13 protein-coding genes are annotated in these 14,332 nt (G+C 63.6%); 9 read left to right on the top strand and 4 right to left on the bottom strand.

From position 1 onward, the window contains the following. Window positions 1–356 precede the first annotated feature (356 nt). From CAURI_RS05565 to mobA, 5 genes are all read left to right on the top strand, one after another. Window positions 357–2,111 (top strand): long-chain fatty-acid--CoA ligase, encoded by a 1,755-nt coding sequence (locus CAURI_RS05565; RefSeq protein ID WP_010187089.1) that lies wholly within the window; start codon window positions 357–359, stop codon window positions 2,109–2,111. A gap of 49 nt (window positions 2,112–2,160) precedes the next feature. Further along, window positions 2,161–3,300, top strand: coding sequence for a GTP 3',8-cyclase MoaA (gene moaA / locus CAURI_RS05560; RefSeq protein ID WP_012714992.1), 1,140 nt, complete (start codon window positions 2,161–2,163; stop codon window positions 3,298–3,300). Window positions 3,301–3,310: 10 nt separating this feature from the next. Further along, on the top strand, window positions 3,311–4,528 hold the full coding sequence (locus CAURI_RS05555) for a molybdopterin molybdotransferase MoeA (protein ID WP_010187093.1): 1,218 nt from the start codon (window positions 3,311–3,313) through the stop codon (window positions 4,526–4,528). A 125-nt stretch (window positions 4,529–4,653) separates the two neighbouring features. Beyond that, window positions 4,654–5,139, top strand: coding sequence for a cyclic pyranopterin monophosphate synthase MoaC (moaC, locus tag CAURI_RS05550; protein ID WP_010187096.1), 486 nt, complete (start codon window positions 4,654–4,656; stop codon window positions 5,137–5,139). 6 nt (window positions 5,140–5,145) lie between these two features. Further along, window positions 5,146–5,712: a molybdenum cofactor guanylyltransferase gene (mobA, locus tag CAURI_RS05545; RefSeq protein ID WP_010187098.1), complete on the top strand. Its 567-nt coding sequence runs from the start codon at window positions 5,146–5,148 to the stop codon at window positions 5,710–5,712. On the opposite strand, the gene CAURI_RS05540 is transcribed toward mobA, so the two are convergent. Beyond that, the gene (locus tag CAURI_RS05540) at window positions 5,699–7,078 is read right to left on the bottom strand and encodes a multicopper oxidase domain-containing protein (RefSeq protein ID WP_010187100.1); all 1,380 of its coding nucleotides are present in this window, start codon (window positions 7,076–7,078) and stop codon (window positions 5,699–5,701) included. The genes mobA and CAURI_RS05540 overlap by 14 nt on opposite strands. After that, entirely contained in the window at window positions 7,059–8,258 is a 1,200-nt protein-coding gene (locus CAURI_RS05535) for a hypothetical protein (protein WP_010187102.1), read from the bottom strand. The genes CAURI_RS05540 and CAURI_RS05535 overlap by 20 nt, the downstream gene beginning before the upstream one ends. Window positions 8,259–8,352: 94 nt before the next feature. Between CAURI_RS05535 and CAURI_RS05530 the strand changes: the two genes are divergently transcribed. The 4 genes from CAURI_RS05530 (at window position 8,353) to CAURI_RS05515 (ending at window position 11,929) form a co-directional block, all read left to right on the top strand. Continuing rightward, the gene (locus CAURI_RS05530) at window positions 8,353–8,613 is read left to right on the top strand and encodes a DUF2249 domain-containing protein (RefSeq protein ID WP_010187104.1); all 261 of its coding nucleotides are present in this window, start codon (window positions 8,353–8,355) and stop codon (window positions 8,611–8,613) included. Window positions 8,614–8,635: 22 nt separating this feature from the next. Then, on the top strand, window positions 8,636–9,358 hold the full coding sequence (modA, locus tag CAURI_RS05525) for a molybdate ABC transporter substrate-binding protein (protein ID WP_010187106.1): 723 nt from the start codon (window positions 8,636–8,638) through the stop codon (window positions 9,356–9,358). Continuing rightward, entirely contained in the window at window positions 9,359–11,113 is a 1,755-nt protein-coding gene (locus CAURI_RS05520; protein ID WP_012714989.1) for an ATP-binding cassette domain-containing protein, read from the top strand. It begins immediately after the preceding gene. A gap of 117 nt (window positions 11,114–11,230) precedes the next feature. Then, the gene (locus CAURI_RS05515; RefSeq protein ID WP_010187114.1) at window positions 11,231–11,929 is read left to right on the top strand and encodes a helix-turn-helix transcriptional regulator; all 699 of its coding nucleotides are present in this window, start codon (window positions 11,231–11,233) and stop codon (window positions 11,927–11,929) included. A 5-nt stretch (window positions 11,930–11,934) separates the two neighbouring features. On the opposite strand, the gene thrB is transcribed toward CAURI_RS05515, so the two are convergent. Together thrB and CAURI_RS05505 are read right to left on the bottom strand one after the other, a co-directional pair. After that, entirely contained in the window at window positions 11,935–12,858 is a 924-nt protein-coding gene (thrB, locus tag CAURI_RS05510) for a homoserine kinase (protein ID WP_010187115.1), read from the bottom strand. 17 nt (window positions 12,859–12,875) lie between these two features. Next, entirely contained in the window at window positions 12,876–14,201 is a 1,326-nt protein-coding gene (locus CAURI_RS05505; RefSeq protein ID WP_010187116.1) for a homoserine dehydrogenase, read from the bottom strand. Between the last annotated feature and the right edge of the window lie 131 nt (window positions 14,202–14,332).

Below are 14,332 nucleotides of genomic sequence, written 5' to 3'. Positions count from 1 at the left end.
CACCGCCACCAGCGAGTTCACGCGACCGCGATCCCCGTGGGCGGTGGTTTTCTTTGGCTCTCCCCCCTCTCCGGCCCTGCGGTACAGAACATGAAGGACTTCTTGCGGAACTCTTGGAGAGCTCTCAAGGAAGCGGCCGCGGGTCAATCGCGGGGAGATATTTTAAGAAGGCGACTGCGAGCGTGTCTCTCCCCTCTCACCGTCGCGCGCACCGTTGGACTGCCATGAGTTTTCACCGCAGGTGTGTGCGCCGTGGAGGGAGCTCGGAGGTGCGGAGAAGGCCTTCCCCGCCAGTCGCCGACAACTATACCGCATCCTTCCACCGCGCTCACACTGACACGGCTAAAGTAGTGCGCATGCTCTCCACAATGCAGGATATCCCGCTGTCCCTCACTCGCATCCTGGAGTACGGTTCCACTGTCCACGGCCAAACCCAGGTGGTTACGTGGCACAGCGCCAATCCCGGCAATGAACGCGAAGAAACCACCTTCGCCGATATCGGCGCTCGCGCCGCTGCCTTCGCCCACGCCCTGCATGACACCCTCGGCATCACCGGTGATGAACGCGTGGGCTCCTTGATGTGGAATTGCGCCGAGCACCTCGAGGTGCTTTTCGGCACTGCCTGCAAGGGCGCGGTGTTTACCCCGCTCAACAAGCAGCTGATGAATGATCAGATCCGGCACATCATCAACCATGCCGAGGTCCGCGTCATCGTCGCGGATTGTCGCCTCGCCGAGCAACTGGCCCAGGTTCTGGAAGGCGTGGACTGTGTCCGTGCGGTGGTCTTCACGGGCGTCGACAAGCCCCGCACCGCTCTGCCGGGCAACATTGAGATTTATAGCTATGAGCAATTGCTGGATGGGCGCTCCACTGTGTATGACTGGCCGGTTCTGGATGAGCACACCGCCGCCGCGCTGTGTTACTCCACCGGCACCACTGGTGCGCCCAAGGGCGTGCTCTACTCCCACCGCGCCCTGTACCTGGAAGGTATGCAGCTGCGCTCCTCCGATTCCCTGTGCGTGACCCACGGTGAGACCTTCCTGTGCTGCATCCCCATCTACCACGTCCTGAGCTGGGGCGTTCCCTTCGCGGCGTGGATGACGGGTACGCCGCTTGTGCTTCCCGACGCCGACGTCTCCCCCGCCACCCTGGCCAAGATCATCGCCGCCACTTCCCCGCGCGTGGCCCATGGTGTGCCCACCATTTGGATTCAGCTTTTCGTTCACTACCTCAAGAATCCACCGGAGCGCATGACCCTGACGGAGATCTTCGCTGGCGGCTCCCCTGTGCCGCCGCAGCTCATCAAAAGTTGGGAAGAGCGCTACGGCGTGGACGTGGTCCACGTGTGGGGCATGGCGGAAACCACCACGGTGGGCACCGTGGCGCGCCCACCCTCAGGCGCCTCGGGTGAGGCTCGCTGGGCCTACCGCATTTCCCAAGGGCGCTTCCCTGCCGCCTTAGAATACCGCGTGGTCAATGACGGCCACGTGGTCAACACCACGGACCGCAATGCGGGCGAGATTCAGGTCCGCGGCAACTTGGTCACCGGCTCCTACTATCACTCGCCCACCTCGGAGGACGGCGGTGCTGCCCACGAGTTCCGCGGCAAGGATGTCGAGGACGCGGCCTCGAAGTTCACGGCCGACGGCTGGCTGCGCACCGGCGACGTCGGATTCGTCAACGAGGATGGCTTCCTCACCGTGGAAGACCGCGCGCGCGATGTCATCCGTTCCGGCGGTGAGTGGATCTACTCCGTGCAGTTGGAAAACCTCATTATGGCCAACCCGGTGGTGCTGGAATGCGCCGTCATTGGCTACCCCGACAAGCAGTGGGTCGAGCGCCCGCTGGCCGTCACCGTGCTCGCCGCGGGCATCAGTCCCACCATTGAGACCGCCGAGCGCCTGCGCAATGGCATGCGCTCTGAGCTGCCCTCCTGGATGCTGCCGGAGTACTGGACCTTCGTGAAATCCATCGACAAGACCTCGGTGGGCAAGTTCGACAAGAAGGACCTGCGCGCCCACCTTGCCGAGGGCGAGTACAACATCATCCGTCTCAAAGGCCCGGGTGAGGCGCAGCGCCTCGATACCGGAGAGGATGACGGGGAGGACTAGCCCCACCCCGCCTACTCATTCGGCAGGCTTCGATCTAGACTTGCCAGCAATGTCCGCCCAACGATCCCAACCTTCGCCACCCGCCGCCGCCCCGCTGGCACTGCCATTGCCGCGCGTACGGGGCGCGGGGACTCCGCCCACGGACCTGCCGGCGCCAGGGCCCGACGGCCGCCGCGCGCTCGTGGATCGCTACGGCCGCCAAGCCCGCGACCTGCGTGTCTCCCTGACGGATCGCTGCAATCTGCGCTGCACCTACTGCATGCCCGCCGAAGGTTATGAGTGGCTGCCCACCGAACACACGCTCAGCGATGAAGAAACCATTCGTCTCATCCGCCTCGCGGTGGACAAACTCGGCATCCAGCAGGTGCGCTTCACCGGTGGGGAGCCGCTCCTGCGCGGCTCCTTAGAGAAAATCATCGCCGCAACAAAAGCGCTCACAACCGATGAGGGCCGCTCTCCTACTGTTGCTCTCACCACCAACGGGCTGGGCTTGGATAAGCGCCTGCCGGGGCTGCAGCGCGCCGGGCTCGACCGCGTCAACATCTCCTTAGACACCCTCGATCCGGAGCTCTATGCCCGGCTCACCCGGCGCGACCGCCTAGCGGATGTGCTCACATCCATCGAAGCCGCGCTGGCCGCCGACATGGACCCGGTCAAGATCAACGCCGTCATCATGCCGGGTGTCAACGAGTCTGCGATCCTTCCCCTGGCTCGCTTTTGCCTCGAACGCGGCGCGCAACTGCGCTTCATTGAGCAGATGCCATTGGGCCCACAGGAGGAGTGGGCGCGTTCCCGGATGGTCACCGCGGAGGATATCTTGGCGCGCTTGGCCGAAGACTTCGAGCTCACCCCGGCTAAGAAACCCCGCGGCTCCGCGCCGGCGGCACTGTGGTCCGCGGTCTCGCGCGATGACTCCCTCCCCATAGGACACATCGGGGTGATCGCCTCCGTAACTCGGCCCTTCTGCGGGGACTGCGACCGCACGCGCCTGACCGCAGACGGCGCGGTGCGCAATTGCCTCTTCGGCAACTCGGAAACCTCCCTGCGCGACCTCATGCGCTCTGGTGCCAGCGATGAAAAAATCGCCACCGCATGGGCGGGTGAAATGTGGAGGAAATTACCGGGCCACGGGGTGGATGATGAAGGCTTCCTCCAACCAGATCGCCCCATGTCCGCCATCGGTGGCTAGATTGGGTGCAATGACACGCACCGGGACTGACTTAAGTATCGAGGAGTATTTCGACCGCCTGCACTCACTGGTCTGCGCCTTGCCTTCGGAACGCGCTGCCTTATCACAGGGTCGCGTGCTGGCTGAGCCCCTCGTCGCCCGCCTGCCCCTGCCAGCGCACGATAATTCGGCCATGGATGGCTTCCTCATTCCTCAGCCTTCCTCACCAGACAGTCTCACCGTTCCCTTCACTTTGCCTGTCGTGGGTGATGTGCCTGCCGGATCGCCGGCCCAAACCCCGCCGCCCGGCACTGCGCTGCGCATCATGACCGGTGGTCCAGTACCCGCGGGCTTTGATGGTCTGGTCATCCCCGTGGAAGACACCGATATTCCACCGGGCCCCGGGCCACTGCCTGAGACCGTCACGGTGCACCGCCTACCCGGTCGCAACCACATCCGGCGGCGCGGCTCCCACGTCGAGGCCGGGCACCAACTAGCCGGTGCCGCCACGCTGGTGGACGCCTCCCTCATCGCCGCCGCCCTCTCCGCCAGCGTCGACACCGCCGTGCTCCACCGCACCCCGCGGGTGACCGTCATTGCCACGGGTGAGGAGCTGCTCAACGGCCAGCTCCCGGATTCCAATGGTCCGATGCTCGACGCACTCCTTAGCACTACCGGCCCCGTTGACATCGCCCGCACGGTATGTGGCGATTCACCCGTTGAGCTGCGCCGTCGCTTCGACGCGGCTGCCGCTGACTCCGATCTCATCGTCACCACCGGCGGGGTATCCGCAGGAGCCTTTGACGTGGTTCGCGCGGTCGTTGAGGATGCCGTGGAGCGCGGCTCTTATTGGTTCGGACACGTCAACCAGCGCCCCGGCGCGCCGCAAGGCCACGCGCTGTGGGACGGTGTTCCCGTGGTGTGTTTGCCGGGCAACCCGGTGGCAGCGTTCGTCTCCGCGCATCTCTACCTCACCCCGCTGATGCGTTCCTTGCGTGGGCTGCCCCGCCCCACCGGAGTTTTAGACCGGCCGCACCTGACGGCCGTCGCTGGGGCTGACTTCCCACATCCGCACCGCCCGCTTATTCAGCCGTGCTCCATTGCCATGGCGGGAAGCATCACCGCCTTCCCACCGCCTGGCCCACGCATGCGCAGCCACCACGTTGCAGCACTGCCCGGCACGCAAGGTTTCGCGCTGCTGACGAGCCCCGTCACCACAGGGGAGCAACTTACCGTCTACCCCTACTAGCTTCACGGTGCTTCACCACATCCCCCACCCTCCGTTGTTGCCAAAGATCGCGCCTCTAAACGCCGGATCGGCCCACTCTTCGTCAGATAGGCTAGGTCCACCCAAGGAAAGGACCCGCTGTAGCCATGAAGTTCACTCACCTTAATGAGGCCGGCTCCGCCTACATGGTGGACGTCACCGATAAACAGCCCACCGTGCGTTCCGCCACCGCCCAAGGCGAGGTGGCCTGCTCGCCAGAGGTCCTCACCGCGCTGCGGGAGGGAGCCGTACCGAAGGGCGACGTGCTTGCGGTTGCTCGAGTGGCCGGTATTGCGGCCGCCAAGAAGGTCCCGGATCTCCTGCCGCTTGCCCACACCATCGGCGTGCACGGGTGCGCGGTCGACATCGAGCTGCGCGAAGACCACGTCTTCATCGAAGCCACCGTTCGCACCGCCGACCGCACCGGCGTGGAAATGGAGGCGCTGACCGCGGTGAACGTTGCGGCGCTAGCTCTCATCGACATGGTGAAAGGCGTGGACCGCTCCGCTTATATCCGGCGCTGCGGCATCACAGCGAAGTCCGGCGGCCGCTCGGGTGATTGGTCCCGCGAACTGCCGGGTGAGGAAGGGTAGTGAACAATGTCAGGTGTCATTATTTTGGCCGGCGGGCGCGGCACGCGCATGGGTGGTGTGGACAAGGCAAGTATCATTCTCGCTGGTGAGCGCCTCATCGACCGCCTCCTGCGCCAATTGCCCTATGATGCGCCGGTGGCGGTTGTCTCGCCCTACCACTTGGGCATGCCCCAAGTATGTGAAAAGCCCCTGTTCGGCGGGCCAGCCGCAGGCATCGCCGCGGGCCACGCCGCGCTGGCTGGTGCCGCAGAGTCCACGACCGCCATCTTGGCCGTCGATGCCCCGGATTCCCCACAGATGCTGCCTGCCCTCGAACAGGCATTAGAAAGCTCCGGTGCTGATGTCGCAGTGGCCACAATCGACGGCATTATGCAGCCACTCTGCGCGCTGTGGCGCACCGAGGCCCTCACCCATGCTCTGCACGAGTTCGGCAATCCCCGCAATAAATCAGTCATGCGTCTACTGGGACTCGCGAAGAACATCACCGTGGTCGAAGGCACCGCCGCAGTACGCGATATAGATACTCTGGACGAGCTGCGTGCACGGCGCGAACGCCGAGCTACTCAACGATGAACTGGCCGTGCTGGCCCTTCTCCGCATTCGTCATGAGGTGGTTGACAAAGGAATAGGTGCCCGGCTCGTTGAAGGTCATCTCCACGAATCCTCCCTGGGCCGGTAGAAGGTCCAGCGCTTGGGAGCCTGAATCCTTCGCGCCCTTAATCAGGTAGGCGCCTTCCTTATACACGGTGTCGAATTGCTCGCCCACGACGTGGAAGCTCAACGGCAGATCCGGGCCGAGGTTCACCAGCCAGATGCGCACGGTATCGCCCACCTTGGCGCGCAGCGGGGCTAGGCCCTCGTCGTATTGGTTGGGATAGTAATTGAAGGCCGTAAGGTCATAGTCGCCGTCGCTGACTCGCTGCGCGTTTGCGCCCTCAGCTTCCTTACCCGCGGAGGCGAGGAAGACCTCGCTCGCCGTCATGATGTACTCCGCATCGACGTCTGCGAGGGCATCCTCGCCGCGCGGATCGATGACGACCGCTCCCGCCATGCCGTTGGCAATGTGCAGGCTCATCGGCATGGTCGAGCAGTGATACATCCAGATACCTGCCCGGTGCGCCACGAATTCATAGGTCAGCGATTCGCCCGGCTGAATCGTCTTCATGTTCTTATCCGGGTTGATCTCACCGGCATGAAAATCCACCGAGTGTCCCATCGATCCTTCATTCTTGATGGTGATGCGGAATTTATCCCCTACCTTGCCACGCAGGGTTGGGCCGGGCGCCTGCCCGTTGAAGAGCCACCGCGTTTGGCGCACTCCCGGGGCGACTTCCATCTCTTCCTCCGTCATCACCCATGTCTCCTCGTGAAGCTCCCCTTTAGCAGGAGCAAGGGAAGCATCAAAAGCCTCGAAGCCTTCGCGGGCTGCCATGCGCTCGGCAGCCGAGGGCACCGTTGCCGGGGCGCCGGCAGAGCCCGTGCTTTCCGACGCACCCGCGTGATCATGTTCCCCGGAGCTCGACTCGTCGACGTTGACCATAAACGTCATACCCTGCATCTTGTGGCCGGCGATCGTGCAATAGCCTTCCACGGACTCCTCAATGACCCCGGCATCGAGCTGCACCGTCTCGCCCGGCTCCACCCGGCCTGTCTCCTCGCGCCCAATCTTGAGGTCATGGACCTGGTCACCGGTGTTGGTGAAATTCACAACGAGGTGGCTGCCCGCGGCCACGTCAATGGCGGACGGGACAAAGGCCATGCCGTCAACGGACACATCCACAGTCACGGCGTCGGCGGATGCCACCGTAGCTGGGTCCTGCTTGCCTGTGGCCGAGTTGAACACCGCCAGCCCAATGACGGCGAGAAGCGACACGATGATAATGAGCCAGGATGCCCATTTCTTCTCAGAATGCTCCTGTTTAACGGGCGCGCTTGACATGAACTTCTCCTTGAGGTGACGAGACGGCCCACACCAGGGCCACAATATTGGCGATGAGGCCTAGCCCCATCATGATAAGCCCGGCGAAGGACACGCCAGCAATGCCAAGAAGGCTGAGCACGCCGCCGAGGTTGATGAGCCCCACACGCAGGAACCCTGCGAGGTGCCCACGTGCGGGACGGGCTGCCCCAGCCAGGATGGGCAGCATGTGGTGGAGCACCCCGGTCACCAGCTGCAGCAGGCCGGCACCGACGAACGCTGGCATCAGTAGCAACGTCACCGCACGTGGGTAGGCCCCTGCGATGGTCGCGGCAGCGTCACCGGCGCAGAGCGCCAGCATCCACACCAGACCAGCCATCGCGGACACGCTTGCTGTGGTCTTCTCGCCGCCAAGCGCACCGGCCAGCACTGGCTGGATGATGAGCACGGCAGCGAGCACGGTGAGCAGCTGCGCCATACCGGCGGCGCGGGTGAGCCCGGAGGCGTCGGCAAGCATGGCCACCGCCAGCCCCACGCAATGCACGGTCAAAGCCCGGCTGCAGCGCGCCCGGGCAACCGCTGAAATGGGGGTTCGGGTCAACGTGGGCAGCAGCGTAATGACCGTGCCCAGGATGGTCAGCAAGGCAAACCCCCACACCATCCCGCGTGAGTGCGCGGCCACCAGCAGCGAGTAATTCCCTACCCCGTGCGCAGCCAGAATCACCAGGACTACTGAGAAGATCATGAAGCAGGCCGCCGCCAGATAAAAAGGCACGGTCACGGCAAAAGAACCAGACAAAGAGCCCCGGAGCGTGGTCCACAGCACCCACAGGTGCCACGCAACGGCAGCGATAACGAGAGCGGAGCCGATATCCGCAAGCACGCCCCAGTCGTAGCCTGCGCGATCAACGAGTAGAAGAACCAGCCCCACCTGAACCAGCCCCACCCGCGCGCCCACGCCGCGGAAACCGACGGCCGGAGTGCGGGTCAGTGCCTCCGTGAAGTGGGTGCTAAACACGAGGATGGCGGTGGTCAGCGCGCCGAGGGTGAATGGGTGGATGAGGTCCCACCACACGACGGGCGCGCCCCAGATATTCGCCACGGTGATCCCCACGCCTGCCACAATCCAGAACGCGACGAGGCTGAAAGCAATGGTGTGCCAGCGCCGGCGAGAAGCCAGGGAGACATCACGCAGAGACATATCTGACATTTTTATTTGCACGGATATAATCGTAGTAAATTAATTGCACGGGCAGCAACGCCCGCCGCCCTAGAACTCGAAAGGGAGAACCCCAATGAACTTGCCGCTTGTTGATGCCTCCAAAGGCCCTTCCATCCCCACCCTCAACGCCTCCGAGATTCCCCATGCTGTGCGCCACGGCGCCATCCACGGGGCGCTGGGCACCCTCAACGTGGGCGAATCCATGATCCTCATAGCCCCACACGACCCGCTTCCACTGCTCAAAGAGGTGGACCAGCGGGAGGAGTCCTTCACACGTGAGTACCTCAAGAAGGAACCAAAGGAAGTCCATATTAAATTCACGCGGACCGCGTAAAGATGCCGTAACGTAACTGAGCATGCGCCGTTTGAAAATTGCTGTCGCCGGCCTTGCCGCAGCACTGACCATCACCGGATGCGCTTCTAGCTCCGATGAACCGCTGCAGGTATTCGCCGCGTCCTCGACAAGAGTGCTCAATGACGAACTCTCCGGCGTTTCCGAGACTCCTTTGGTTTTCAACAACGGCGGCTCTTCTGCCCTGGTACAGCAGATCAATGAAGGCGCTCCCGCGGATCTGCTGCTCACTGCCTCCCGCGAGACCATGGATAATGCAACTGCTCAGGGCACCGTCGACATCCCCGTGGCCTTAGCCAGCAACGTCATGGTCATGGTAGTGCCGAAGGGAAATCCTTTAGGTCTGCGCTCCGCGGCGGACTTGGATTCCTCCGCACGCCTCGTGCTCTGCGACCCAAGCGTGCCCTGCGGTGCCATCTCCACGCGCATCATGGAGGCCAACAACTGGGACCTACACGCCTCCTCCTTGGAGGGACAGGTAGCTGACGTCCTGGGTAAGGTCGCCTCAGGTGAGGCGGACGCAGGGTGGGTCTACTCCACTGATGCCGCCGCCAACGAGGATGTCGAGGCCATTCCGCTCGACCAAGCGGAAGACTTCCGCAACGAGATCATGGGCGCGGTGGTGTCTGATTCACCACGGCATGAGGAAGCCCAAGAGGTCCTCTCGCTCCTCGAGTCGGATTTTGATAGCACCTGGGAAAAGTACGGTTTCACCCCGGTGAACTAAGTGTCACCCACGTTTTTGCGCGAGCAGCGCCCGCGGACAACCTGGCCGGTCATCGCCGCCGGCGCGCTTGCCGCTCTCTACATCCTTGCCCCCGTCCTCGCCCTCGGAGTACGGGTTCCGTGGCCGAAACTCTCCGACACGCTGAGCGCTCCGGCGACCCATGATCTTCTGCGCGTCAGCCTCTCCGCAGCGGCCTTGTCGACCCTGCTGTCGACATTCCTGGGCACCTGCCTGGCGCTGTGGCTCCAGCAGCTACGCCGTGTTTCTCACCTTGTGAGGCTGGTGGTTTACCTCCCTTTGGCCTTGCCTCCCGTGGTCGGCGGCTTAGCCCTTACCGCGTTACTCGGGCGCCGTGGACTCCTTGGCCCGGCATTGGAGCAGACAGGGCTGCACGTCTCTTTCGCCTTCCCCGGTGTCGTGGCAGCACATCTCTTTGTCACCCTCCCCTTCGTGGTGGTGGCGGTGGATTCTGCTTTGCGGCAGCTCGATCCTGAGGTCGTGGCTAGCGCGCGGGGCATCGGCCTCAGCCCAAGTACCATCCTTCGGCACATCATCCTCCCGGCTATCCTCCCCGCCGTGTTCACGGGCGGTGCACTGGCTTTCGCCCGCTCACTGGGTGAATTTGGAACGACGATCACCTTCGCCGGATCCCTGCCCGGTTCTACCCGAACCATGCCGAGCGGTATCTACCTTGAGCGTGAGGTCAGCGCGGACAATGCCTATGCTCTGTCGGCCGTGTTAATCGGGATAGCCATCCTTACGCTCACCGCTGCCGGAATGCCCCTGCTGCTGCGGCGCCGCCGCGAGCAAGCTGTACGCGCTTTGCAGCCAATGGACCCGGATGCACTCCGCGCGGCGACTGCCCCGCTGACGCCGCCCCACGATCTTTCCGTGACGGTCGGCGACACCACCACGACGTTCCGGGGCGGGCGCGTCACCGCGGTGGTCGGACCCAACGGCGCCGGTAAGACCACACTGATGCGTTTTACTAGCGGGCGGCTCCAGGGAGCGCAAACTAACACTGAACGCGTCATCATGCTCTCTCAAAACCCTGGGCTACCGCCCACAGCCACCGTGGCTCAAGCGTTGACCATGGTGACCAAAGACCCGCGCCGGACAGAGGAGCTACTTAAGGCCGCCGGATTGCAGGAGCTCGGGCATGTCTCCGAGCTCTCCGGCGGCCAGGCCGCGCAGGTTGCCCTTCTGCGCGCACTTGCGGCACGTCCAGAGGTATTGGTTGTGGACGAGCCCTTTGCCGCCATGGACGTAGAATCTGCCGCGCGATGGCGCCATCTCCTGCGTATGTCGGCCGCTGATCGCACCACGGTCATTGTCACCCACAGCCGCGTAGATCTCACAACGCTGGCGGATGACATCGCAGTCATGGAAGCCGGCGAAGTCATCTCCCAAGGCCCGGCGGAGCGCCTACTGGAACAGCCCACCACCCGCTTCATGGCAGAACTAGCGGGTGTTAATGTACTGCGCGGTTCCTTCAGAGGAGACACGTTTGCTCCAGACCGCAACGGCGAGCACTGGGCGGCCTTCCCTCAAACCGCGCTGCGCTTCGACCCCATTGGCGCGCAGCGCGCCACCAGTTTGAGAGCCACCATTGTGGCTGATTTGGGCAACACCGCCCTCGTTGATATCGACGGCCAGCGAGTCACAGTAGGCCAGCCGGCGTGCACTAACGCGCCCGGTGAGGCAGTGCCCGTGGCCCTCGACGCCAGCGCTCTCACGGTCTACACCCGTACTTAATCCAGTGTATTTACCCATGTCGTGAGGGAGATCTCGGTATATGTACTGACCGCAATAGTAGAAAAACAGCGGTCTGGATGTAGGATCCTCGTAGCGTTATTCAAGGAGCTACAGTCCATGTCCACTTTTTCTACACAAAGTCCTCGCTCATCGACCGAGCTCTTTCCCGACACGATGAAGCTCTCCCCCAAGCAGCGCGAAGTCCTCTCGGTTTTACAGAAGTTCCCGCAAGGAGCACGGGCCGCAGAGATTGCTAAGAAAATGGGCATGCACGTTAACACCGCGCGCGGGCATCTGGATGAACTCGTCAACGCCGGCGCGGTGCGAGTAGTCACCGCCCCAGCGCAGGGGCGCGGGCGCCCCTCCCTGATCTTCCAAGTGCGAGTGCCGGACAACCGTTCGGTCGCGGAGGAGTACGTCACGCTGATCAGTGTGTTGATTAAAGCCCTGGCGGCTAAGGAGCAGCTCAATGATTATGCCTCAGAGCAGGCGCGGGAGCTTGGCCGCGAGTGGGCGAAGACCACTGCCAGCAGCCATGGTGCTGAAGCGCTCGGCTCGCTGCACCGGATGATGCGCGAAATGGGCTTTGACCCAGTAACCTCAGCCGAGCAATTCGACCAGGAGGGCCGCACCGATGTGGAGCTGCACGCCTGCCCGTTTGTGACCGCCGGAGTAGAGCCCTCCCCCTTCGTCTGTGCCATCCACGATGGCTATTTAGAGCAGGCGGCGGCCGATTCCGGCGGGCGGCTGAACCTGAAGCTCATTCCCAAGTCCGGCAACGGAGTGTGCCGGATCAACGTGGAAAAATCTAGCTAGCTAGGCTAGCCGCGCTCGACGGAGACCGGCCCGGCAACCTCCAGCTCCAGCACGCGCAGGTTCTGCTCGCGGGCATCATCGAGGATTGCCTCCTCGATGGGCTCGGTGTGCAGGACCATGACGGTGGGGCCAGCACCCGACAGGTAGGCGGCGTAGCCGCGGTTGCGCAGGCGGTTGACCCACTCCGCGGTCACCGGCAGTACGTCAGCGCGATAAGGCTGGTGCAGGCGGTCGCGGGTGCCCTCCCACAGCAGGTCCGGGTAAGCGGTCAGCGCCGCCACGTTCACCGCGGTGCGGGAGACGTTGAAGGCGGCGTCTGCATGCGTGACGTGCGAGGGCAGCACGCGGCGCACTGCCTGCGTCGAGGCATGGAAGTCCGGGACCAAGGCCGTGGCCTTGATGCTTGGGTGCACCTCCAAAGTGGCGGCGCGGTACTCCGGAAGCGAGCGGCCGTCGACAGGCACGGTGGTCCAGGAAACCACCGCATTGCCCAATACGGAGGCCGCGGCGTTATCCGGGTGGCCTTCGAAGGCGGAAGACAACTGCACAACCTGCTCCTCCGAGAGCGGGAACCCAGCCAGGCCGTTGCCCGCGGCAACACCTGCCACCGCGGCAGACGCCGAGGAGCCCAGTCCGCGGGACTGCGGGATGTTGTTCGTGCACACCACGCGCAGGCCGGTGACTTCGACATCGGCGGCCTTGAGTGCGGAGCGGATGGCCTTGACCACAAGGTGGGAGCCGTCGCGCGGCAGCTCTTCGGCGCCCTCGCCGAAGATTTCTACCTCCAAGCCGGAGCGGGTGACCTCGACCTCCACGGTGTCGTAAAGGCTCAGCGCGATGCCGAGGGTGTCGTAGCCCGGGCCCAGGTTGGCCGAGGAGGCCGGGACCTGAACCGTGACCTTGGTGCCTACTTCGATATCGATACTCATTGTTGTACCTAAAACCCTTAGACGCCGAGGCGGATGACGGAGTGGACAGCCTTGACCTCATCGAGCTCGCCGAGGGCAGCGACGATATCCTCAAGCACCGCTTCCTTCGCCGCGTGGGTGACCACGATGAGGCGAGCGGTGGCATCGCCGTCTTCCTGGCGCACGGTGCGCAGGGAGACCCCATGGCGGGCAAAGACACCGGAAATGGCGGAGAGCACGCCGGTGCGGTCTTCAACTTCCATGTCGACGTGATAACGAGTTTCCACTTCTCCGAACTCCGCAATAGGTAGGTTGGCGTAGGTGTTCTCCCCCGGCGCACGGCCGCCGTGGACAATGTTGCGTGCCGCACCGATGACATCACCCAGCACAGCGGATGCCGTGGGGTTACCGCCGGCACCATTGCCGTAGAACATCAGAGAGCCAGCGGCCTCCGCTTCAACGAAGATGGCGTTGTAGGACTGGCTGACCGAAGCCAGCGGGTGCTCCTTCGGAACCAGCGTCGGGTGCACGCGGGCGTTGACGGATTCCGCACCGGTCTCCTCGTCCACGAGGCGCTCACAGATGGCGAGAAGCTTGATGGAGTAGCCAGCCTGGTTGGCGGCCGTGATGTCATCGGCGGTGATCTTGGAAATACCCTCGCAGTAGACATCGTCGAAGGTCAGGCGGGTATAGAAGCCCAAGGACGCCAGGATGGCAGCCTTGGAGGCGGCGTCGTGGCCCTCCACGTCAGCGGTGGGATCGGCCTCGGCGTAGCCCAGGCGCGTGGCCTCAGCCAGTGCGTCCTCATAGGAGGCACCGGTGGATTCCATGGCGTCCAGGATGAAGTTCGTGGTGCCGTTGACGATTCCGGAGATGCGCTGGATCTTGTCACCGGCCAGGGAACGGCGCAGCATGCCGACGACCGGGATGGCGGCAGCCACGGCGGCCTCGAAGTACAGGTCAACGTCGGCGCGGTCGGCGGCCTCAGCGAGCTCATCCGCGTGTGCGGCAACAAGTGCCTTGTTGGCGGTGACCACGGACTTGCCGGCATTGAGGGCTGCGAGAACGAGCTCGCGTGGGAAATCAATGCCGCCGATGACCTCGACGACGAGGTCGATATCATCGCGCAGGACAAGCGCCTTGGCGTAGTCGGTCAGCAGCTCCTCTGGCACGCCTGGGCGCAGCTTGTTCTTGTTGTGCACGGCGACGCCGCGGATCTCCACGGGGCCGCCGATGCGGTGCGCAAAAGCGTCAGCGTTCTCCTGCACGAGGCGGAAAACCTCAGCGCCCACGGTGCCAAATCCAAGCAGCGCGATTCCTACGGGTTCGCCTTCGGGCTTCTTGCTACGGTTCGTCGTCGTCATGGTGTCCCCTTGTTGAAATTGCGAAAAATTCTTACGTGCTAGCCCATCACTATACAGAACGAGCTGTCTATTTCTATACAAAATGGCCGGCACAACGTGCGACCGGCCATGTCTTTGTGAATAAAATGCGG

Origin of the sequence: Corynebacterium aurimucosum ATCC 700975, from assembly GCF_000022905.1 — a bacterium.
Taxonomy (GTDB): Bacteria; Actinomycetota; Actinomycetes; order Mycobacteriales; family Mycobacteriaceae; genus Corynebacterium; species Corynebacterium aurimucosum_F.
This window is presented reverse-complemented; position numbering and strand designations above follow the sequence as displayed.